The organism is Enterobacter sp. 4974935, from assembly GCF_058661735.1.
Window position 1 is genome coordinate 1,292,451 of record NZ_JBZWGT010000003.1, and the last position, 22,523, is coordinate 1,314,973.

The following is a 22,523-nucleotide window of genomic DNA, read 5'->3' on the forward strand; positions in this document are numbered from 1 at the left end:
CAACGCACAAAATTATTCACCACGATAATAATTATCTCAATGGGGCAAAACGAGTTCGAGGTTAACCGATTGCAAAGGGCATTGCGAGCAAAAAAGACCGTTTTTTTATAAGAAAATGTGATACACAACGTTACAGCGCGGAATTGCTCAAAATGCCGCCATTCATACCGGTAATCCCTGCAATTGCTTCATTTTTATCACGAATTGTATGACGGAATGATGACAGCGCTGAATGATGCCGGAAAGAAGTGACTCAGGGATCGAAAACGATCCCTGATGAATGGTGTTAATTAGCGTTATTTATTTGTTTCAGACTTGTTTAAATTTGCCGGGAAGATAGCGATCAAAAATACTTATTACGCGATCGCTCAGGGGAGTCATCAGCACCCAGGGTAAACCAATTAACACCGCCGTGAGGGAGCCTACGGCGATATCTGTCAGCCAGTGAGCGCCAATCATCACCCGCGGGAATGCAAATACCACCACAATAACCAGGGCGATGGCGAAGGCTTTTTTACCGAAATAGCGCAGCATGAAGCCAGCAAAAATCAGCAGCATCATACCGTGGTCGCCCGGGAAGCTGTCCTTCGAGGCGTCTTTGGTTGGAATATGAAGCAGCTCGCTGACGCGGTTAATATTCGGGAAAGAGAGCGACGGACTGGCGCGTTTAACCGGCATCAGATGCTGCGCCAGCTGGTTGATAATCACGGCTGCCAGCAGCATGACCAGGCCGATAATCAGAATACGGCGACGACCCGTTTTGTCTTCCTTCAGCCAGAAGGAGAGCATCAGACAGCCCATTGCCAGCAGCGAACAGCCGTCAAACGCGCGGTTGTTGGTGATCGCCACCAGCCACAGGAAGGCTTCACTCTTCGCCAGCGCCTGGTTAAAGAAGTGGAACAGCCCGGAATCCAGCGGGAACCAGAATCCGTGATCCGCCGGGATATACCAGGAGAAAAAGATCGCCAGACCGGCAGCGTTGAGCAATAAAATAGCAGGAAGTCGAGTCGTCATAGTCTTCAGCAATGTGTGAAATCAGGGGCAACGTTAGCCGCCCAAACTTAAACGAAGCTTCAACAGGCTTGACTGGAGGGCATTCCAGTCGGTATTAACCGCACTAATTAACTCTACCCGGCTGTCGGGTGGCGCGACGTTCTGGGTTTCTATAAAGAAATCCTCGCCCTGACGATTAATGCGCACCAGACCATCCGGGGTGCGCATGATCCCTTTTACCCGCTCAACCGGCGCCAGTCTCGCCCATTCCAGTATACCAATGGTGTCGAAAACCGTATCGGCATCGAAGATCCAGCCGCAGGCCTGGTGTCCCTGGCCGCTGTTCAGATTTCGACGCCAGCGCTGATGTTCCGGCAGGCTCAGCGCTGCCAGACCTTGCTTCGCGCCGTGGCTATGCGAATGCTCAGCGCTGGCAGGCAGTTGCGTCTGGTTGAGGCGGGGAAGATCGAGCAGGGCGCCATCAATGTTGCCCTGGGTGGTCTGCACGTACTGACGTCCACCGCCAGCCTGCTGCCACCAGGCATTGAACGCGGCCTGACTCTCAGCCGTCGCGCGATCGGATTTATTCGCCACGATGATATCTGCCGAGGCGAGCTGGTCGCGGAAATTGTCGTTATTGATCGCTTTTTCATCCAGCAGCTGGCGGGGGTCGAGCAGGCAAAGCGTCGCACGCAGCTCAAGCCACGGCTCGTAGACCGGGGCGGTCAGTAAATCAAGAATTTGCTTCGGATGACCCAGCCCAGTGGGTTCAATCAGCAGACGGTCAGGCTTGCCCTGACGCAGCAGCGTATTCAGCCCGACCTGCATCGGCAGACCATTCACGCAGCACATACACCCGCCCGGGATCTCTTTCACCATCGCGCCGCTGTCGGCGAGCAACGCGCCGTCGATCCCCACTTCGCCAAATTCGTTGACCAGCACGGCCCACTTTTCCGCCGGATCTTTATTGGCCAGCAAATGCAGAATGGACGTAGTTTTACCGCTGCCGAGAAAACCGGTGATCAGGTTGGTTTTGGTCACGTGCGCTCCGATAAATAATTGTGATGTAGTAACAACTATCTATCATCCTGACGAAAAAATCGGGCATTGAGAAGAGGGAGGGCGAACGGAGCGTAAAACCGTTCGCCTTAAACGCAATAATCGCTAAATTTTTAACGTTTCGATAACGGCCTGACGCGCGCCGAGCCGGACGAGGCGCTGGTACGCGCCGGTGATTGCCTCGACAAAGACAGGGTTTTGCGGCAGGTCGTCGCCAAAGATTTCTTTTAGCGTCAGCAGGGCGCTAACGCGTTCTGCGTCACTGCTGGAAGCGACAATGGCCTGAAACTTGTCGCTCAGCGGATCGCGCACGTCAATGGCGTTGCCCTGGTCGTCCGTCCCGCTGACGTAGCGCATCCAGCCTGCGACGCCCAGCGCCAGTAATGGCCAGGCGGTGTTACGCTCAAGATGCATGCGGATCCCATCCAGCATGCGCTGAGGCAGCTTCTGACTGCCGTCCATAGCGATTTGCCAGGTGCGGTGCTGTAGCGTCGGGTTGGCGAAGCGGTCAAGCAGGCTGTCAGCATAGGCTGTCAGATCGACGTTGGTGATGCGCAGCGTAGGGGCCTGCTCATTCAGCATCAGCCTGCGGGCAGCCTCGCGGAAGCTGTCGTCCTGCATACATTCATTTATGTGCGCGTAGCCGGCAAGGTAGCCCAGATACGCCAGGAAGGAGTGGCTGCCGTTCAGCATCCGCAGCTTCATCTGCTCCCAGGGCAGGACATCCTCAACCATCTGTACGCCTGCAACCTCCCATTCCGGACGCCCGGCGACAAAGTTATCTTCCACTACCCACTGAATGAACGGTTCACAGCTGATGGCGCAGGGATCTTCAACGCCAAGTTCCTGGGTGATTTCCGCGAGTGAGGCGTCAGTGGCGGCGGGCACGATTCGGTCGACCATGGTGCCAGGGAAGCTCACGTGCGCCTCGATCCATCCGGCCAGCTCTGCGGAACGCTTTCCGGCCATGCCGAGAACGGCATTTTTCACCACGTGGCCGTTATCGGGAATGTTGTCGCAGGAGAGCACGGTAAACGCCGGCAGGCCGCGCTCGCGGCGGCGATGAAGCGCTTCGACCAGAATACCCGGCGCGGAATGCGGCTCAGACGGATGCTCAAGATCGTGCAGAATGCGGCTGTTGTGCATATCCAGTTTCCCCGTCGCCGGATCGATGCAGTAGCCTTTTTCGGTAATGGTGAGGGAGACAATGGCCACCTGCGGTTCGCAGAACTTCTCAATAATGGCTGCCAGCGAGTCGAGTTTTGCGTTCAGGCACTCTTTTACCGCACCGATAATAATGGGCTGATTGCCTTCGGCACCTTTCTCCAGCACGGTAAACAGATGATCCTGCGCGCGGAGCTGGCGCATGAGAACATCGCCGCTAAAGAGGCTAATCTCACAAATACCCCAGTCGCCTCCTTTGGCGTTCAGCACCCGGTTTGTTAACAACGCCTGATGCGCCCGGTGGAACGCGCCAAAGCCGAAATGGACGATGCGGGAGCGTAACTGCTCGCAATCGTAGCGGGGCTGCTGGACATGAGCAGGAAGCGCGGTGGAGGCAATAGTCTTCATGTAGTACACACCTGATTAACCATTAATTAACAATGCCAGTGTAAAGTTATATGACAACAAATTAAATTGGTAAGCCGTAAATATCCCGGTTATGTGAGTTTGATCAATCAATGTCGCGCGCTGTGTTGACCACTTCGATTAAACATGTATGGTAGTCGTCATTGAGGTAATCCATATTGGTATAACAACTTGAGAGGGTGGGGCAATGGAACAAACCTGGCGTTGGTACGGGCCGAACGATCCGGTTTCTCTTGATGATGTGCGTCAGGCTGGCGCAACGGGTGTGGTCACGGCGCTGCATCATATTCCGAACGGTCAGGTGTGGCCGGTGGAGGAAATCCAAAAGCGTCAGGCACAGCTGGCAGAGAAGGGTCTAACCTGGTCTGTCGTGGAAAGTATTCCGGTTCACGAAGATATCAAAACCCACTCCGGTGAGTGTGAAACCTGGATTGCGAATTATCAGCAGAGCATTCGTAACCTGGCGGCCTGCGGTATTGATACCGTCTGCTATAACTTTATGCCAATTCTGGACTGGACGCGTACCGACCTGGAATATGAAATGGCCGATGGTTCGAAGGCGCTGCGTTTCGATCAAATCGCTTTTGCGGCTTTCGAGCTGCACATTCTGAAGCGTCCGGGGGCGGAAGCAGACTACACCGCCGAAGAGCAGCAGCAGGCGCTGGCGTGGTTCAATGCCGCCAGTGAAGCGGACATTGAGAAGCTGGTTCGCAATATTATCGCGGGCCTGCCGGGGGCGGAAGAGGGCTATACCCTCGATCAGTTCCGCGCGCGCCTGGCGGAATATGGCGATATCGATAAAAACCAGCTGCGTGAAAACATGGCGCACTTCCTGCGCGCTATCGTGCCGGTGGCAGAAGAAGCGGGCGTGCGGCTGGCGGTCCATCCGGACGATCCTCCCCGCCCAATCCTCGGCCTGCCGCGTATCGTGTCGACCATTGAGGATATGCAGTGGCTAAAAGAGACGGTGGACAGCATCTACAACGGCTTTACCATGTGTACGGGCTCTTACGGCGTGCGTGCGGATAACGATCTGGTGCGGATGATCGAAACCTTTGGGGATCGCATTCATTTCACTCACCTGCGTGCAACCTGCCGTGAAGAGAATCCAAAAACCTTCCATGAAGCAGCCCACCTTGGCGGCGACGTGAACATGGTTGCGGTGGTGGATGCCATTCTCTCTGAAGAAGTACGTCGTAAGCAGGCGGGGGATGTACGTCCTATCCCGTTCCGTCCGGATCACGGGCATCAGATGCTGGACGATCTGCGCAAGAAAACGAATCCAGGGTATTCGGCGATTGGCCGTCTGAAAGGGATGGCGGAAGTGCGCGGTATTGAGCTGGCGCTGAAAATGACGAAGTATCCAGAGCTTCTGTAAGCCTGATTGCCCGGTGGCGCTACGCTTACCGGGCCTACGAAAAACCGGCTCTGAGGCCGGTTTTTGTGTTTTTGTAGGCCGGGTAAGGCGCAGCCGCCACCCGGCAAACGCCACAATCAGTCAGCGCGACCCATATAGCGTTTTTCTTCGATATGGATACGGATTTTCTCGCCCGCTGACAGGTATTCTGGCACCTGTACGACCAGACCGGTAGTCAGGGTAGCCGGTTTGTTACGCGCGCTTGCAGACGCGCCTTTGATGCCCGGTGCCGTTTCAACGATTTCCAGATCAACGGTCTGCGGCAGCTCCAGCGCCAGCAACACGCCATCCCAGGTCAGCACCTGCATGTCCGGCATTCCACCTTCAGGAATAAACAGCAGCTCTTCTTCGATCTGATCTTTGGTGAAGATATACGGGGTGTAATCTTCTTTATCCATGAACACGTATTCGTTGCCGTCGATATAAGAAAAATCAACGTAGCGACGGGTCAGGGTCACGGTATCCACGATATCGTCGCCTTTAAAACGTTCTTCCACTTTCAGGCCGGTACGGACATCGGAGAAACGCATTTTATACAGCGTTGCTGCGCCACGGGCGCTGGGTGCCTGAATGTCGATATCTTTCACAATCAGCAGTTTGCCGTTGTAATTCAGTACCATACCTTTCTTGATTTCGTTCGCTCTTGGCATTGCAGTAATCCTGTTTACGGGAGGTAAAAAATATCGCGCCAAATTACTCGCGCGCGGCCTTTCAGGCAAGCGGAATTCGTGGGTTTTGCTATCAATACATAAAAGGTGTTACTGTGCGCGCAATGCCCGACTGCGCGGGCATCTGCCACCAACAGAGAGCATGTATGGATTGTCGTTCCGACTGTGGCGCGTGCTGTACCGCACCGTCCATCTCAAGCCCCATTCCAGGCATGCCACAAGGCAAGCCTGCCAATACCCGCTGCGTTCAGCTCTCTGACTCCAACCTGTGCATGATCTTTGGCTCGCCTTTACGCCCGAAGGTGTGCTCCGGGCTCCAGCCTGGCGCCGAAATGTGCGGCAGCACGCGCCAGCAAGCCATCACTTACCTGCTTGAGCTGGAAGCGCTCACCGCGCCTTAAACGTCTTTGATCCGCGTCAGGCAGCTCAGCGTCAGGACGCACATCACCAGCGCAATCCAGAACACCGTATGATAGTTCCAGATTTCAGCCACAACGCCCGCCAGTGAGCCTGCAATAATCCAGCCCACGCGGGTGGTATTAGTATAAAGGGTGGTGGCAGCGCCTGCCTGACCCGGCATCAGATCCTGGAAGTAGAGCATGCCGATACCGGCCAGAATGCCGATGTAAATGGCGTTCAGCAGCTGTAAAGCAAGAAGCAGGGCTGGCGTATGAACCGTCAGCATACCGACATAAAACAGCAGCCCGGCAACGGCGGCGATGCGCATCAAAAAGCGCTTGCCGAAGCGCTTCGCGTAATAGCCCGCAATCAGCATGGTGGGGATCTCAAGCCCCGCGGCGGTTCCCATCATGATCCCGGCCAGCTTCTCCGGCAGATGCAGCTCATCAATAATAAACAACGGCATATTAATGATATAGAGGCTGTTCGTTCCCCACATCAGCGTACAGATAATGAATAACAGTAGTGCGTCGCGCCGGTTACGCCGCGGTGCTTCCAGCGTACCGGTCGCCACTTTCGGCTCTTTACGCATGGAAGGCAGGAAGAACCATACCATTGCGCCACACACCACGAAGGCTACCGCCGCGCTGAGGTACATTACCGTAAAGCCAAAACCCATTGCCAGTGCGTAGGCGAGCGGGGGGCCAATCACCCACGCAAGCGACACCTGCGCGCGCAGTATCGAGCTGAACATCACCGCTTCCCGCCCGGTGCGGTCGGCATGCTCGCGGGCAAGGGCGAACATCTGCGGGTTGGCGGTCGAGCCGAAGCTGCTCAGGAACACCCCAACAAACAGCAGAATGAAATAGTTGCGGTTCCAGGCAAACAACACGCAGGCGAAAACGCCCAGCAGACAGCAAAAAACAATCAGGCTTTTGCGATCGCCTTTTCTGTCGGAACGCCCGGCCAGAAACTGGCTGACCAGGATGCCAATGATGGCGCTCCCGGTGAAGAAGAAGCCAACCATCGCCGGACGCGCGTGGACTTCGTTGGTCAGAAACAGGCTCAGCGTAGGCGTTTGTAACGCACCGGCAATACCGGTGAGGAAAGCAACAATCAAAAACGCCGTTGACGTCAAATCAAAGGGCTTTGGTGAGGCGGCAGCGGGGGTGTTATGCATGTTCAGTCTTTGCGAGTAACAGAGAGAGGCGGAGTTTACGCCGCCTGTCATTAAATAAACAGAGGGCAAAATCAAGATTGCCACAATAAATCAAAATAGCATTTCAGTTTAACGCTGTTTCGCTGAAGCGTGCTGAACCTGTTTGCTGAACATCAGCAAAAACCTCCCTATTGAAGAAGAAATGTGCTGCACTTCTAAATTCTGCAACAAGAAATGTAACTTTTCTTGCAACCTTTTGTAGAAAAGACAAGACTTCTTGAAACGTTTCAGCGCTATCTTGCATGTCCTGTAGAAGCAGGTTAGCGCATATTTTCTCAGTTAAGCTGAAACGATTCAATTTCAGCAGGAGAGGAGAATCATGTTCCAGTTATCTGTTCAGGATATCCACCCGGGCGAACAGGCCGGGAATAAAGAAGAGGCTATTCGCCAGGTCGCCGCTGCGCTCGTGCAGGCTGGCAACGTGGCGGACGGCTACGTCAACGGCATGCTGGCGCGTGAACAGCAGACCTCCACCTTCCTCGGTAACGGTATTGCAATTCCGCACGGCACCACGGACACCCGCGATCAGGTGCTGAAAACCGGCGTGCAGGTTTACCAGTTCCCGCAGGGCGTGCTCTGGGGCGAGGGGCAGGTGGCTTACGTGGCGATCGGTATCGCGGCCAGCGGTGACGAACATCTGGGCCTGCTGCGTCAGCTGACGCACGTGCTGAGCGATGATGCCGTCGCGGAACAGCTTAAATCCGCCACCACTGCTGAAGAGCTGCGTGCCCTGCTGATGGGCGAAAAACAGAGCGAAGCGCTGAAGCTGGATAATGAAACCCTGATGCTGGACGTCGTTGCGTCCGATCTGGTGACGCTCCAGGCGCTGAACGCGGCTCGCCTGAAAGAGGTGGGGGCGGCTGATACCGCCTTTGTGACCCGCACCATCAATGATAAGCCTTTGAACCTGGGTCAGGGCATCTGGCTGAACGACAGTGCTGAAGGCAACCTGCGCAGTGCTATCGCGGTCAGCCGTGCTGCGGTTGCCTTTGAGACAGACGGCGAACGCGCCGCGATGCTGGTAACCGTTGCCATGGCTGACGATCAGCCGGTATCCGTCCTGAAGCGCCTTGGCGATCTGCTGCTGAACAATAAAGCTGAAAAACTGCTGAACGCAGACGCGGCGACGGTGCTGGCCCTGCTGACCAGCGACGATGCGCTGACGGACGACCTGCTGAGCGCAGAGTACGTGGTGCGTAACGAACACGGCCTGCATGCCCGTCCGGGCACCATGCTGGTGAATACCATTAAACAATTTGAAAGTGAGATCACCGTGACCAATCTGGACGGTTCGGGTAAACCAGCCAACGGGCGCAGCCTGATGAAAGTTGTCGCGCTGGGTGTGAAGAAAGGCCATCGTCTGCGTTTTACCGCGCAGGGTGCTGATGCTGAACAGGCGCTGAAAGCGATTGGCGACGCCATCGCGGCCGGTCTGGGGGAGGGCGCATAATGAGCAGACGTGTTGCGACCATTACGCTGAACCCGGCTTACGATCTGGTGGGCTTCTGCCCGGAAATTGAGCGTGGCGAAGTTAACCTGGTGCGAACCACCGGCCTGCATGCCGCAGGGAAAGGGATTAACGTGGCGAAGGTGCTGAAAGATCTCGGCATCGACGTCACCGTTGGCGGCTTCCTTGGCAAAGACAACCAGGACGGTTTTCAGCAGTTGTTCAGTGAACTGGGCATCGCTAACCGTTTTCAGGTTGTGCAGGGCCGTACCCGTATTAACGTTAAGCTGACCGAGAAAGACGGTGAAGTGACCGATCTGAACTTCTCCGGCTTCGAAGTGACCCCGGCTGACTGGGAGCGCTTCGTTGCCGATTCCCTGAGCTGGCTGGGCCAGTTTGACATGGTGTGCGTCAGCGGCAGCCTGCCGTCCGGCGTCAGCCCGGAAGCGTTCACCGACTGGATGACGCGCCTGCGCAGCCAGTGCCCGTGCATTATTTTTGACAGCAGCCGCGACGCGCTGGTCGCCGGTCTGAAAGCCTCGCCATGGCTGGTTAAGCCTAACCGCCGTGAACTGGAAATCTGGGCGGGCCGTAAGCTGCCAGAATTAAAGGATGTGATTGACGCTGCCCATGCGCTGCGCGAGCAGGGTATCGCTCATGTGGTGATTTCGCTGGGTGCAGAAGGTGCCCTGTGGGTTAACGCCTCCGGGGAATGGATTGCCAAACCGCCTTCTATGGAAGTGGTCAGCACCGTGGGTGCCGGGGATTCGATGGTTGGCGGCCTGATCTACGGTCTGCTGATGCGCGAATCCAGTGAACATACCCTACGCCTTGCTACCGCCGTTGCGGCCCTGGCCGTGAGCCAGAGCAATGTCGGTATTACCGATCGTACCCAGTTAGCCGCGATGATGGCGCGCGTTGACTTAAAACCTTTTAACTAACAGCAGGAGAGGAATAATGAAAACGCTGCTGATCATTGACTCCGGTCTCGGACAGGCTCGTGCCTATATGGCGAAGACCCTGCTGGGCGCGGCGGCACAAAAAGCGCACCTGGATATCATTGATAACCCGGGTGATGCTGAAATGGCGATTGTTCTGGGCGACAAAATCCCCGCGGACAGCGCCCTGAACGGCAAAAAAGTGTGGCTGGGCGATATTAACCGCGCGGTGGCACACCCTGAACTGTTTCTGAGCGAAGCAAAAGGTCATGCGACGGTTTACAGCGCACCCGTTGAGGCCGCGCCGGTCGCAACCGCTGGTCCGAAACGCATTGTTGCGGTAACGGCCTGCCCGACAGGTGTGGCTCACACCTTTATGGCGGCTGAAGCCATTGAAACCGAAGCGAAAAAACGCGGCTGGTGGGTGAAGGTTGAAACTCGCGGCTCTGTTGGCGCGGGTAATGCCATCACGCCGGAAGAGGTGGCCGAAGCCGATCTGGTGATCGTGGCGGCCGATATCGAAGTGGATCTGGCGAAGTTTGCCGGTAAGCCGATGTACCGCACCTCAACCGGCCTGGCGCTGAAGAAAACTGCGCAGGAGTTTGATAAAGCGCTGGCGGAAGCCAAACCTTATCAGGCGACCGGTGCGGCTAAGACGCCTGGCGAAGGTAAGAAAGAGTCTGCGGGTGCCTATCGTCACCTGTTAACCGGGGTTTCCTACATGCTGCCGATGGTGGTGGCGGGCGGCCTGTGTATTGCGCTCTCCTTTGCCTTTGGTATCGAAGCCTTTAAAGAGCAGGGCACGCTGGCGGCAGCGTTGATGCAGATTGGTGGCGGCTCCGCGTTTGCGCTGATGGTGCCGGTGCTGGCGGGCTTTATCGCCTTCTCCATCGCTGACCGTCCGGGTCTGACGCCGGGTCTTATCGGCGGTATGCTGGCCGTGAGCACTGGTTCTGGCTTTATCGGCGGTATTATTGCCGGTTTCCTTGCCGGTTACGTGGCGAAGCTCATCAGCTCTAAGCTGAAGCTGCCGCAGAGTATGGAGGCGCTGAAACCTATCCTGATCATCCCGCTGATTTCCAGCCTGGTGGTCGGTCTGGCGATGATTTACCTGATTGGTAAGCCGGTCGCGGGCATTCTGGAAGGTCTGACCCACTGGCTGCAAACCATGGGGACGGCGAACGCGGTGCTGTTGGGCGCAATCCTCGGCGGTATGATGTGTACCGACATGGGCGGTCCGGTAAACAAAGCGGCATACGCGTTCGGCGTTGGCCTGCTGAGTACCCAGACCTACGCGCCGATGGCGGCGATCATGGCGGCAGGTATGGTGCCTCCGCTGGCACTTGGCCTGGCGACAATCATTGCCCGTCGTAAGTTCGATAAAGCGCAGCAGGAAGGCGGCAAAGCGGCGCTGGTGCTGGGTCTGTGCTTCATTACCGAAGGCGCAATCCCGTTTGCGGCGCGCGATCCAATGCGTGTTCTGCCATGCTGTATCGTCGGCGGTGCGGTAACGGGAGCTATCTCCATGGCGGTAGGTGCGAAACTGATGGCACCGCACGGCGGTCTGTTCGTCCTGCTGATCCCTGGCGCCATCACGCCGGTGCTGGGCTACCTGCTGGCGATTGTTGCCGGTACGCTGGTGGCGGGTCTGTCTTACGCGGTGCTGAAGCGTCCGGAAGCGGAAGTGGTCGCAAAAGCAGCCTAAAAGAGGTGTCGGGTGGCGGCTTCGCCTTACCCGACCTACAAAAAAGCCGGGTCGCGTTAAGCGCCCGGCTTTTTTTATGCCGCCTGTTCAGCGGTCTGCTGTGCCTTCAGCCAGGCAATCTCTTCTGCCCAGATATCCGGATTGATGGTTTCCAGCACCATTGGAATGCCGTCGAAGCGGGCATCCTGCATGATAAAGCGGAACGCATCGTGGCCGATATTACCTTCGCCCAGGCTGTGGTGACGGTCTACGCGGCTGCCGAACGCGCTTTTCGCATCGTTTAAGTGCATACCGCGAAGATATTTAAAACCAACAATACGCTCGAACTCTTCGAAGGTATTTTTTGTGGCCTCGGTTGTGCGCAGGTCATACCCGGCGGCAAACGCGTGGCAGGTATCAATGCACACGCCCACGCGGGATTTGTCTTCCACGCCGTCGATGATCGCCGCCAGATGCTCAAACTTAAAGCCCAGGTTGCTGCCCTGACCGGCGGTATTCTCAATCACCGCCGTCACGCCCTGGGTTTTATCCAGCGTCATGTTGATGGACTCGGCGATGCGCGCCAGACAGGCGTCTTCGTCGATTTGCATCAGATGGCTACCGGGATGGAAGTTCAGCAGCGTCAGCCCCAGCTGTTCACAGCGCTGAACCTCATCCAGGAATGCTTCGCGGGATTTTTCCAGCGCCTCAGCAACCGGGTGGCCGAGGTTAATCAGGTAGCTGTCGTGCGGGAGGATCTGCCCAGGCCCATAGCGGTATTTCTCGCAGGCGGCTTTGAAGTCATCAATCACTTCCGCGGTGAGGGGAGCTGCGCGCCACTGGCGCTGGTTTTTGGTGAACAGGGCGAAAGCGGTCGCCTCGATTTCGGCGGCGCGAATGGCGGCATTCGCAAGGCCACCGGCAGCGCTGACGTGCGCTCCAACATATTTCATAAAAAGACTCCTGTTAACCCGAAATGCCTATGATAGCGGGTTAACAGGAGAAGGACGAGATGGTTTATGCCAACAGGCTGTGTACCGCAAGGTTAATCGCACCGCCGCCAACAATCAGCCAGATGAACAGCACCAGCGCCATCAGCAGCGGTTTCGACCCGGCTTTTTTCAGCGCGCTGACGTGCGTGGTGACGCCCAGCGCCGCCATTGCCATCGCCAGCAGGACCGTATCCAGCGTGACCAGCATATCCACCATCGCTTTTGGCAGCAGGTGGAAAGAGTTGAAGATAGCGACCACGATGAACAGGATCGCAAACCACGGAATGGTGATTTTGCTTTTCTCGCTGCCGCCTGCAGGAGCCAGCTGTTTAACCCGCGCCGCGAGGAAAATCAGGAACGGGGCCAGCATCATCACGCGCAGCATTTTGGCAATGACCGCCGCGTTTTCCGCTTCCGGGTTAATGGCGTGACCTGCCGCCACCACCTGCGCCACTTCGTGCATGGTTGAGCCGATATAAATGCCGTAGGTTTCCGGGCTAAACCAGTGCGCCACCAGCGGATACATGGCTGGATACAGGAAGATCGCCAGCGTACCGAAGATAACTACCGTCGCGACGGCAACCGTGACTTTACTGGCTTCGGCTTTGACTACCGGCTCTGTTGCCAGTACAGCCGCTGCGCCGCAGATGCTGCTACCCGCACCGATCAGCCAGCTGGTCTGTTTGTCCAGTCCAAAGATCTTCTGGCCGATAAAGCACGCCAGTAAAAAGGTGCTCGAAAGGGTCAGGACGTCGATGGCAATCCCGCTGACACCCACATCCGCAATCTGCGAAAAGGTGAGACGGAAGCCATAAAGGATGATCCCGAGACGTAATAAATGCTGCTTGGCGAAAATCACGCCGCCGTCGCAGGATTTCCAGATGTGCGGGTAAACGGTGTTCCCGACCACCATGCCGAGCAGAATGGCCAGCGTCAGGGCGCTGAACCCTGCACCGGCAACCGCCGGTATACTGCCGCCCCATAAGGCCACGCCGGTAACCACGGCGCTGAGCGCGAGACCCGGCACGAAGTGCCACACTGTACGATGATGTTGTAAGGTGATTTCTGACATAACCTTCTCCTTTGTCTGACTAAAGGTTACGGCGCTCTGGCTTAAAAATAAAATTGATTATATATTTATAATCAATCTTTATAAGTGGTAAGCAACCATGCACATTACATTGCGTCAGCTGGAAGTTTTTGCCGAGGTGCTGAAAAGCGGCTCGACAACCCAGGCGTCACAAATGCTGGCGCTCTCGCAGTCCGCCGTTAGCGCGGCCTTGACCGATCTTGAAGGGCAACTGGGCGTCCAGCTTTTCGACAGGGTAGGAAAGCGACTGGTGGTGAACGAACATGGCCGCCTGCTGTATCCGCGTGCCCTGGCCTTGCTTGAGCAGGCAACGGAGATCGAACAGCTGTTCCGCGAGGACAACGGCGCTATTCGCGTCTACGCCAGCAGCACGATCGGTAATTACATCCTGCCGGAAGTGATCGCCCGCTACCGCCGGGATTTTCCGACCCTGCCGCTGGAGATGAGCGTCGGCAACAGCCAGGACGTGATTAACGCGGTGATTGATTTCCGCGTGGACATCGGTCTTATCGAAGGGCCGTGCCACAACGTCGATATCATTGCGGAGCCCTGGCTTGAGGATGAGCTGGTGGTGTTTGCTTCCCCGGCCTCTTCTTTACTCCAGGGCGAGGTTACGCTGGAGCGTCTGGCGCAGGCGCAGTGGATCCTGCGAGAGCAGGGCTCCGGCACGCGTGAGATTGTCGATTATCTACTGCTGTCCCATCTGCCGCAGTTCCAGCTAGGGATGGAGTTAGGTAACTCCGAGGCCATTAAGCATGCCGTACGTCATGGCCTGGGCATTAGCTGTCTTTCCCGACGGGTGATCGCCGAACAGCTGGAAACCGGCTCTCTGGTTGAGATCCCCGTTCCGCTGCCGAAGCTGGTGCGCACGCTGTGGTGCATCCACCATCGTCAGAAACACCTTTCCAGCTCGCTCCAGCGTTTTCTGCGCTATTGTGCCATTTAACGTCCCCGGTGGCGCTTCGCTTACCGGGGCCAGGTGCGCTTATCACTCCACATTTTTATGCTTTACTTATAATCCTGGCCGAGTCATGAAGCTCTCTTATAACTGAGCATTTCTGCCGGAAGCAACGCAGATCGTCTGCTACAATCGCGCCTCATTTATTGAATGGACAGCATTTTCACATGGTTTCAGAAACTAAAACCACAGAAGCGCCCGCGCTACGTCGCGCACTTAAGGCGCGTCACCTGACGATGATCGCCATTGGCGGCTCCATCGGTACGGGTCTTTTCGTTGCCTCTGGCGCAACAATTTCGGCAGCCGGCCCGGGTGGGGCATTATTCTCTTATATCCTGATTGGCCTGATGGTCTACTTCCTGATGACCAGCCTGGGCGAACTGGCGGCATACATGCCGGTGTCTGGTTCGTTTTCGACCTACGGACAAAAATACGTTGAGGAAGGCTTCGGCTTCGCGCTGGGCTGGAACTACTGGTACAACTGGGCGGTGACCATCGCCGTTGACCTCGTCGCCGCACAGCTGGTGATGACCTGGTGGTTCCCGGACACGCCCGGCTGGATCTGGAGCGCCCTGTTCCTGGCGGTCATCTTCCTGCTGAACTACATCTCCGTGCGCGGTTTCGGCGAAGCGGAATACTGGTTCTCTTTGATTAAAGTGGCAACCGTCATCATCTTTATCGTCGTCGGTGTGGCGATGATCGTTGGTATTTTCAAAGGGGCCGAACCGGCGGGCTGGAGTAACTGGACAATAGGCGATGCGCCGTTTGCCGGGGGCTTCTCGGCGATGATTGGCGTGGCGATGATTGTCGGCTTCTCCTTCCAGGGCACCGAACTGATTGGCATTGCGGCCGGTGAATCCGAAAACCCGGAGAAGACCATCCCGCGCGCGGTGCGTCAGGTGTTCTGGCGTATCCTGCTGTTCTATGTGTTCGCGATCCTGATTATCAGCCTGATCATTCCGTATACCGACCCAAGCCTGCTGCGTAACGATGTGAAAGACATCAGCGTCAGCCCGTTCACCCTGGTCTTCCAGCACGCGGGTCTGCTCTCTGCGGCGGCGGTGATGAACGCGGTGATCCTGACGGCGGTACTGTCTGCGGGTAACTCCGGGATGTACGCCTCTACCCGCATGCTCTACACCCTGGCCTGCGACGGTAAAGCGCCACGTATTTTCTCGAAACTGTCTCGCGGTGGCGTGCCACGCAACGCGCTGTATGCGACCACGGTGATTGCGGGTCTCTGTTTCCTGACCTCCATGTTCGGCAACCAGACGGTCTACCTGTGGCTGCTTAACACCTCTGGTATGACGGGCTTCATTGCCTGGCTGGGCATTGCCATCAGCCACTACCGTTTCCGTCGCGGATACGTCAAGCAGGGGCATGATCTGAATAATCTGCCGTACCGGTCAGGGTTCTTCCCGCTGGGGCCGATCTTCGCCTTCGTTCTGTGCCTGATCATTACCCTGGGCCAGAACTATGAGGCCTTCCTTGCGGACACCATTGACTGGGGCGCCGTCACGGCTACCTATATTGGCATTCCGCTGTTCCTGATCATCTGGTTTGGCTACAAACTGACGAAAGGAACGCGCTTCGTTCGCTACAGTGAAATGGATTTCCCGGAACGATTTAAACAATAACCGCACTTCCTCTCTTTTAGCCCGCTCAATCGAGCGGGCTTTTTTATGGGCAGATCAGAAGCTGTAAGTCATGCCAACGGTATAGCGACGGCCATCCAGCACGGTGTCATACGTATCGTAGTCAATCTGCTTATCGAGCACGTTATACACACCGGCAGTAACCAGCAGGTTTTTGTTGGCGTTGTAGCGCATACCGACATCAACCTGAGTGTAGGACGGTGTACCCTGGGACATTGACGTGCGGCTCAGGTACTCAGACGTTTTACCGCGCAGGTTCAGACGGCTCCAGAAGCCGACGTCGGGCGTCGCCTGCCAGTCCAGGGTGGTGTTGAACATGTGTTTTGGCATTTTGTTCAGTGGCTTGCCGGAGAACTGGCCGCTCTTCTGCTCGGATTCCGTATAGGTGTAGTTTGCAGTCCAGTTCACATCGCGCGTGATTTTCCAGCCGAACGAGGACTCCACACCGCGCATATTGGCTTTGTCCACGTTGACGCGATCGCTGACGAAATCATAGCTATGATCGCCAATCGTACAGGCGGGATCGGCGCTGCTGTTACAGCGGCGAACTTCCGTAATTTTATCCTTGAAGTCGGTATTAAACAGGGTCACACCGGCATTGAGGTTATCGTTGTTATCCCAGAGCAGGGCGAGCTCTTCGCTCAGGCTCTTCTCGGGTTTCAGATCCGGGTTGCCGACGATGATACCGTCAAGACGGCCGCCACCTGTCACCTGGCCCCAGCTGGCAGACGACTGACGCAGATCCGGCGCACGATAGCCAGCAGAAACCCCGCCTTTCAACGTCCACTGATCGGCCAGGTGCCATACGCCGTAACCGCGCGGCGTCCAGTTCGTCCCGTAGTTTTGGTCTTTGTCCATACGCAGGCCGCCGGTCAACGTAAAGCTTTCCGTCATTGACCATTCATCTTCGGCAAACAGGGCCCAGCTCCAGCGCGTCAGTTTGTTCAGGCCGTCAGCAGCTTCCAGCTGATTACCGTTGTCGCGCAGTTTCTCATAGCGGTACTGCCCGCCGAGGGTCAACGTATGATCGCCGAGGAAGATCTGGTTCTGGTTGTTAAAGGTGGTGTTGTAGGAACGCATTTTGCGACCTGGATTATTGGTCTCTTCCTGCTGGATATAGCTGGTGGTATTGAAGTCGTCGTAATAACCACTGTGGGTTAACGAGTAGGTCGTGTGCTCATAGCGCGAGTCGCTTTTGGTATTTGGCGTACAGGTTGTTCCCCGGCAGGTTTCAGCTGCTTTCGACATCCCCGGGGTGCTGTTTCTGTCCTGAAGCTCGCGAGCAAAGTCGAGATCGAAATCGTTCTTCTCGTCCGGCGTGAAGTTCAGCGTAATGCCACCGTTACGCATTTTCTGCTCGTTATAGCCGTTCACGATTTTATCTTCTGCGCGGCGTGACAACAGCCCCGTCACTTTTGCACCCAGCAGCCCGTCAATCAGGGGACCAGAGGCGTAGGCGTTGGTCTGGAAGATATCGCCGGAATCATGGTTTTCCTGGAAGGTTGCATCGCCATGCAACGAACCGGTCCAGGCTTTGGTGTTCGAGACTTTTTTGGTAATGACGTTAATGACGCCACCCATAGCATCGGAGCCGTAAAGCGAGGACATCGGGCCGCGGATGACCTCGATGCGCTCAATGGACTCCAGCGGCGGCAGCCAGCCTTGTTCAATACCCGAGTTGTCGCTGTTTGGGCGGGTGCTTCGCGTACTGACGCGTTTGCCGTTCACCAGGAACAGGGTGTACTGAGAGGCCATGCCGCGAATACTGATATCACTGCTACTTCCACCGCCGGTGACGACGACGCCCGGGACATCTCTCAGGGCATCGGTAACATCACGGTAGGCTTTATCTTCAATCTGCTGTTTTGAAATCACAGAGATGGAGGCGGGGGCATTCTGGATCTTTTGTTCAAAACCCGTCGCGGTAACGACAACGGTGTCCTGATCGGCTGCGTGAACGAAGGGGGAACATGTGGCAGCGCCAATAGCGACGGCCAGGAGCTTAATGCGTGGTATTGTCATTTGTACATTCCGTATAAAAATGAAAAAAACTCCATCGGGATAACCCTGAGAACTGTATGTTTTTGTCTTGTAAGAACTCTTTGAGATGGAGAAGAGCCTGGAATTGTACAAAAGAATGTAGAATTGTAAACACAAATGATAATTGAAATCATTTGTGTTTGAGTGATGGCGACGGAAAACAGGCTGGATTCAAGCGGATAGGATTATGTAAATGAGGGGAAAGGCCCGACAGGCGAGAGGCTATCGGGCAAACAGCTGTATTTACGCGAACAAATGTGTCGCATGGAAGCGAAGATGATCTTCAATAAAGGACGCCATAAAGTAATAGCTGTGATCGTATCCCGGCTGTATGCGCAGCGTCAGCGGCCAGTCCTTCTGGCGCGCGGCTTCCGCCAGCACCGCAGGCTGTAACTGCCCGGCGAGGAACTGATCGGCATCACCCTGATCCACCAGCATCGGGATAGCGTCTTCTGGCTGGCTTGCCAGCAACAGCGCACAGCTGTCCCATTCCTGCCATTTCTCTGCATCCTCACCCAGATAGTGCGTGAAGGCTTTTTGCCCCCACGGCACCTGCGTTGGGTTCACAATCGGCGCAAATGCGGACACGCTGGTGTATTTCCCCGGATTTTTCAGCGCCATTATCAGCGCCCCGTGGCCACCCATCGAATGTCCGCTTATCGCGCAGCGCTCGCTGACCGCGAACTGAGAGTGCACCAGGGCAGGCAGTTCATCGCGAATGTAGTCATACATGCGGTAATGGCTCGCCCAGGGTTGTTCCGTGGCGTTGAGATAGAACCCGGCGCCTTTACCCAAATCGTATCCGGCATCGTCGGCCACGTCATCGCCACGCGGGCTGGTATCTGGCATCACCAGCGCAATGCCCAGTTCGGCAGCAATACGCTGGGCACCCGCTTTGGTGGTGAAATTTTCGTCGTTGCAGGTCAGGCCTGAAAGCCAGTACAACACCGGTGGATTGTCCGCAGGGGGCAGGAAAATGCTGAACGTCATAGTACAGTTCAGCGTGGTGGAGTCGTGCCGCCAGCGCTGCTGCCGACCTTCAAAACAACGATGCTCTTCGAGCAGTTCCATGCAGGGCTCCTTATCCGAAAGACTATTCATAAAACGCATAATACAGAGTTTTCATTGACCTGTGAGCAACTTTCACTTTCGCAGGACGGCGAGATGTTGCATCATAAATTTACTTTTCTTTAACAATTGGAGCGATCATGGCGCTGCGTATCGCGCTCAGCGGATTTGTGGTTCTGGTCGTGGCGATGGGGATAGGGCGCTTCGCCTTCACGCCTCAGGTGCCGCTGATGATTACCGCCGGGCAACTCACGCTCACCAGCGCGGGGCTGGTGGCGGCAATGAACTACCTGGGCTATCTGGTGGGGGCATGGGATGCTATGCGCGCTCATCGCTTCGTTGAAACGCGTCTCTGGCTTGGCATCACTGGCGCGGTGGCGCTGACGCTGCTCTCTGCGGCGGCAGATAATGCCGTCGTTCACGGTCTGCTGCGCTTTGTAATCGGCTGCATGAGCGGCTGGTCGATGGTGCTGATTGCCGCCTGGACCAACGAGCGGCTGGGGCAGCTGGGCAAGCCGGGGCTTAGTGCAGCCGTCTTTGCCGGACCCGGGGCAGGCATCGCCCTGAGTGGCCTGCTGGCGGTCTATATTCAGGCGAGATCCCTGTCTGCCGGCGCGGCATGGCAAATCTACGGCGTACTGGCGCTGGTGCTGATTGCGCTGGTGGCGCGCTATCTGCCGCGCGCGGGCCAGCTTCATCGCCCCGGTACCGCGCCTGAGCCGCTGTTGTTGACCGCGGATCTCAGGCGTCTGGTCTGGAGCTACAGTCTGGCAGGATTCGGCTATATCCTCCCCGCGACCTTCCTGTCGCAAATGGCGGCGGTGCGTTTCCCGGGCAGCCTGTTTGCCCAGTTTGTCTGGCCAATATTTGGCGCCGCCTCGGTGGTGGGGATTGCGATCAGTATTGCCCTGCGGCATACATCAAGCGCTAACCGCAGGCTGGCGATTGTTCTCTGGTTACAGGGGATAGGCGTGCTGGCGGCCTGGCTGCTGCCGGGCATTGGCGGCTTGCTGACGGGTGGGCTGCTGGTGGGCGGCGGGTTCCTCTGCGCCGTGCAGCTCTCTCTTCAGTACGGTCGCGAGCTGGCGCCAGATCATACGCGTTATATGGCGGGACTGCTCACCACCGGGTATGCCATTGGTCAGCTGATTGGTCCGGTCACGTCGGCACTCTCGACCTGGCTCACGCACCGGCTGGAACCTGCGCTGGGGCTGGCGGGGATCGCGCTGTTCGCTGGCGGAGCGTTAGTCTGGAACCGTCAGGCTGAAAGGCAACAGCAATTGCAATAATTATCGACGTGAATACTGGATTATGTGCGTCGCCTCACGCACAATGAGCGCACACTTTTGCCACAACGAGGGCAAAAGACGCCACACCTGCAGGAGAAAAGAATGTCATCACTCAGTAAAGAAGCAGCCCTTGTCCATGAAGCGCTGGTTGCGCGCGGTCTTGAAACGCCACTGCGCCCGCCCGTGCAGGAGCTGGACAATGTTACCCGCAAGAGTCTGATCGCCGGCCATATGACGGAGATCATGCAACTGCTGAATCTCGATCTGAGCGACGACAGCCTGATGGAGACGCCGCACCGCATCGCGAAAATGTACGTCGACGAAATTTTCTCCGGCCTGGATTACGCGAACTTCCCGAAAATCACCGTCATTGAAAACAAGATGAAGGTCGATGAGATGGTGACGGTACGCGATATCACGCTGACCAGCACCTGCGAGCATCACTTTGTGACCATCGATGGTAAAGCGACGGTGGCCTATATTCCAAAAGATACGGTCATTGGCCTGTCCAAGATCAACCGCATCGTGCAGTTCTTTGCCCAGCGTCCTCAGGTGCAGGAGCGTCTGACGCAGCAGATCCTGACCGCACTGCAAACCCTGTTAGGGACTAACAACGTGGCGGTGTCTATCGACGCGGTTCACTACTGCGTGAAAGCGCGTGGCGTGCGTGATGCAACCAGCGCGACTACCACCACCTCGCTGGGCGGCCTGTTCAAATCGAGCCAGAACACCCGCCAGGAGTTTCTGCGCGCCGTGCGCCACCACAACTAATCAGACAGGGCAGGGACCATGGAGCGAAACGTCACGCTCGATTTTGTTCGCGGCGTCGCCATTCTCGGTATCCTGCTGCTGAATATTAGCGCCTTCGGTCTGCCGAAGGCCGCCTATCTGAACCCTGCGTGGTATGGCGACATCACGCGCAGCGACGCCTGGACGTGGGCAATCCTTGATCTCTTCGCACAGGTTAAATTTCTGACCCTCTTTGCGCTTCTGTTTGGCGCGGGACTTCAGCTTCTCCTCAAACGCGGTACGCGCTGGATCCAGTCGCGTTTAACGCTGCTGGTTATCCTCGGTTTTATTCACGGGCTGCTTTTCTGGGACGGCGATATTCTGCTCGCGTATGGTCTGGTGGGCCTGATTTGCTGGCGGCTGATCCGCGACGCGCCCGGTGTAAAAAGCCTCTTTAACACTGGCGTGATGCTCTATGTCATGGGACTGACCGTGTTATTGCTGCTTGGCATGATTGCCGATGCTTCCACCAGTCGTTCGTGGATCCCGGATGCGGCCAATCTGCAATATGAGCAGTTCTGGAAGCTGAAAGGTGGCATGGAAGCGATCGGCAACCGGGCCGATATGCTCGGCGATAACCTGCTGGCGCTGGGGGCGCAATACGGCTGGCAGCTGGCGGGGATGATGCTGATGGGCGCAGCCCTGATGCGCACCGGCTGGCTGAAAGGAGAATTTAGCCTGCGACACTATCGTCTCACAGGCGCTGGCCTGGTACTGCTCGGCGTGATGATTAACCTTCCGGCGGTGATCTTACAGTGGCATCTTCAGTGGGATTACCGCTGGTGCGCGTTCCTGTTGCAGGTGCCGCGAGAGCTGAGCGCGCCGTTCCAGACCATTGGCTATGCGGCGCTGATCTATGGCTTATGGCCCCGGCTTTCTCGCCTGTGGATCGTCAGTGCGGTGGCCTGCGTTGGACGGATGGCGTTAAGCAATTACATCCTGCAAACGCTGATATGCACCACGCTTTTCTACCGATTCGGCCTGTTTATGAAATTCGACCGCCTGACGCTGCTGGCGTTTGTTATTCCGGTCTGGATTGTTAACGTGGTGTTTTCAGTTATCTGGCTGCGTTTTTTCCGCCAGGGCCCGCTGGAGTGGGTATGGCGACGGTTAACCGCCCTTGCGTCGGGCGTGTCATTGCGTAATACATCCAGATAACGATCTGGATCACAATCATTAACAAAACGGATGTAAGCGTTTTCATCTGTGTGAGCTTCTTCACGTAGTC

20 protein-coding genes are annotated in these 22,523 nt (G+C 56.4%); 10 read left to right on the forward strand and 10 right to left on the reverse strand.

The features are described from left to right. Positions 1-309: 309 nt before the first annotated feature. The 3 genes from AC4OVS_RS07360 to AC4OVS_RS07370 form a co-directional block, all read right to left on the reverse strand. Positions 310-1,014: a phosphatase PAP2 family protein gene (locus AC4OVS_RS07360; protein ID WP_022648725.1), complete on the reverse strand. Its 705-nt coding sequence runs from the start codon at positions 1,012-1,014 to the stop codon at positions 310-312. 33 nt (positions 1,015-1,047) lie between these two features. Then, the gene (locus AC4OVS_RS07365; RefSeq protein WP_491922290.1) at positions 1,048-2,034 is read right to left on the reverse strand and encodes a CobW family GTP-binding protein; all 987 of its coding nucleotides are present in this window, start codon (positions 2,032-2,034) and stop codon (positions 1,048-1,050) included. A 123-nt stretch (positions 2,035-2,157) separates the two neighbouring features. After that, positions 2,158-3,624 (reverse strand): mannitol dehydrogenase family protein, encoded by a 1,467-nt coding sequence (locus AC4OVS_RS07370; RefSeq protein WP_491922291.1) that lies wholly within the window; start codon positions 3,622-3,624, stop codon positions 2,158-2,160. 205 nt (positions 3,625-3,829) lie between these two features. Between AC4OVS_RS07370 and uxuA the strand changes: the two genes are divergently transcribed. Beyond that, complete coding sequence (gene uxuA, locus AC4OVS_RS07375) at positions 3,830-5,020, forward strand: mannonate dehydratase (protein WP_022648722.1); 1,191 nt, start codon at positions 3,830-3,832, stop codon at positions 5,018-5,020. Positions 5,021-5,136: 116 nt separating this feature from the next. Here uxuA and yeiP read toward each other — a convergent pair whose 3' ends face one another. Further along, positions 5,137-5,709: an elongation factor P-like protein YeiP gene (gene yeiP, locus AC4OVS_RS07380; protein WP_003859355.1), complete on the reverse strand. Its 573-nt coding sequence runs from the start codon at positions 5,707-5,709 to the stop codon at positions 5,137-5,139. 164 nt (positions 5,710-5,873) lie between these two features. On the opposite strand from yeiP, the gene AC4OVS_RS07385 reads away from it, so the two are divergent. After that, the gene (locus tag AC4OVS_RS07385) at positions 5,874-6,128 is read left to right on the forward strand and encodes a YkgJ family cysteine cluster protein (RefSeq protein ID WP_023300591.1); all 255 of its coding nucleotides are present in this window, start codon (positions 5,874-5,876) and stop codon (positions 6,126-6,128) included. Here the strand turns inward: AC4OVS_RS07385 and setB are convergent. Next, the gene (setB, locus tag AC4OVS_RS07390; RefSeq protein ID WP_032622475.1) at positions 6,125-7,306 is read right to left on the reverse strand and encodes a sugar efflux transporter SetB; all 1,182 of its coding nucleotides are present in this window, start codon (positions 7,304-7,306) and stop codon (positions 6,125-6,127) included. The two genes, AC4OVS_RS07385 and setB, sit on opposite strands and share 4 nt — an antisense overlap. A 103-nt stretch (positions 7,307-7,409) precedes the next feature. After that, positions 7,410-7,589 (reverse strand): hypothetical protein, encoded by a 180-nt coding sequence (locus AC4OVS_RS07395; RefSeq protein ID WP_139152663.1) that lies wholly within the window; start codon positions 7,587-7,589, stop codon positions 7,410-7,412. Between the two features lie 75 nt (positions 7,590-7,664). Between AC4OVS_RS07395 and fruB the strand changes: the two genes are divergently transcribed. Genes fruB through fruA form a run of 3 tightly spaced genes read left to right on the forward strand, consistent with a single transcriptional unit; the run spans position 7,665 to position 11,435 of the window. Beyond that, positions 7,665-8,795, forward strand: a complete 1,131-nt coding sequence (gene fruB / locus AC4OVS_RS07400; protein WP_022648705.1) for a fused PTS fructose transporter subunit IIA/HPr protein — start codon at positions 7,665-7,667, stop codon at positions 8,793-8,795. Continuing rightward, entirely contained in the window at positions 8,795-9,733 is a 939-nt protein-coding gene (gene fruK, locus AC4OVS_RS07405; RefSeq protein ID WP_006811313.1) for a 1-phosphofructokinase, read from the forward strand. Before fruB ends, fruK begins: the two co-directional genes overlap by 1 nt. Before the next feature lie 16 nt (positions 9,734-9,749). Next, complete coding sequence (gene fruA, locus AC4OVS_RS07410; RefSeq protein ID WP_022648704.1) at positions 9,750-11,435, forward strand: PTS fructose transporter subunit IIBC; 1,686 nt, start codon at positions 9,750-9,752, stop codon at positions 11,433-11,435. Between the two features lie 74 nt (positions 11,436-11,509). On the opposite strand, the gene nfo is transcribed toward fruA, so the two are convergent. Both nfo and AC4OVS_RS07420 read right to left on the reverse strand, forming a co-directional pair. Then, positions 11,510-12,367: a deoxyribonuclease IV gene (gene nfo / locus AC4OVS_RS07415; protein ID WP_032623904.1), complete on the reverse strand. Its 858-nt coding sequence runs from the start codon at positions 12,365-12,367 to the stop codon at positions 11,510-11,512. Between the two features lie 64 nt (positions 12,368-12,431). Continuing rightward, positions 12,432-13,478: a YeiH family protein gene (locus AC4OVS_RS07420; RefSeq protein ID WP_154051447.1), complete on the reverse strand. Its 1,047-nt coding sequence runs from the start codon at positions 13,476-13,478 to the stop codon at positions 12,432-12,434. Between the two features lie 97 nt (positions 13,479-13,575). Between AC4OVS_RS07420 and yieE the strand changes: the two genes are divergently transcribed. Beyond that, a complete protein-coding gene (gene yieE / locus AC4OVS_RS07425) occupies positions 13,576-14,442 on the forward strand; it encodes a DNA-binding transcriptional regulator YeiE (protein WP_017383387.1) in 867 nt (288 codons plus the stop codon). A 179-nt stretch (positions 14,443-14,621) separates the two neighbouring features. Then, positions 14,622-16,091, forward strand: a complete 1,470-nt coding sequence (locus AC4OVS_RS07430) for an amino acid permease (RefSeq protein WP_022648700.1) — start codon at positions 14,622-14,624, stop codon at positions 16,089-16,091. A 54-nt stretch (positions 16,092-16,145) separates the two neighbouring features. Here AC4OVS_RS07430 and AC4OVS_RS07435 read toward each other — a convergent pair whose 3' ends face one another. Both AC4OVS_RS07435 and fghA read right to left on the reverse strand, forming a co-directional pair. Further along, positions 16,146-18,131, reverse strand: coding sequence for a ligand-gated channel protein (locus tag AC4OVS_RS07435; protein WP_023306610.1), 1,986 nt, complete (start codon positions 18,129-18,131; stop codon positions 16,146-16,148). Positions 18,132-18,392: 261 nt separating this feature from the next. Beyond that, the gene (fghA, locus tag AC4OVS_RS07440) at positions 18,393-19,220 is read right to left on the reverse strand and encodes an S-formylglutathione hydrolase (RefSeq protein ID WP_155025866.1); all 828 of its coding nucleotides are present in this window, start codon (positions 19,218-19,220) and stop codon (positions 18,393-18,395) included. A 137-nt stretch (positions 19,221-19,357) separates the two neighbouring features. On the opposite strand from fghA, the gene AC4OVS_RS07445 reads away from it, so the two are divergent. From AC4OVS_RS07445 to yeiB, 3 genes are all read left to right on the forward strand, one after another. Further along, on the forward strand, positions 19,358-20,506 hold the full coding sequence (locus AC4OVS_RS07445) for a YbfB/YjiJ family MFS transporter (RefSeq protein ID WP_491922292.1): 1,149 nt from the start codon (positions 19,358-19,360) through the stop codon (positions 20,504-20,506). Between the two features lie 102 nt (positions 20,507-20,608). After that, positions 20,609-21,277: a GTP cyclohydrolase I FolE gene (gene folE / locus AC4OVS_RS07450; RefSeq protein WP_017383384.1), complete on the forward strand. Its 669-nt coding sequence runs from the start codon at positions 20,609-20,611 to the stop codon at positions 21,275-21,277. An 18-nt stretch (positions 21,278-21,295) separates the two neighbouring features. Further along, positions 21,296-22,453 (forward strand): DUF418 domain-containing protein YeiB, encoded by a 1,158-nt coding sequence (yeiB, locus tag AC4OVS_RS07455; protein WP_023300585.1) that lies wholly within the window; start codon positions 21,296-21,298, stop codon positions 22,451-22,453. The last annotated feature ends 70 nt before the right edge of the window (positions 22,454-22,523 follow it).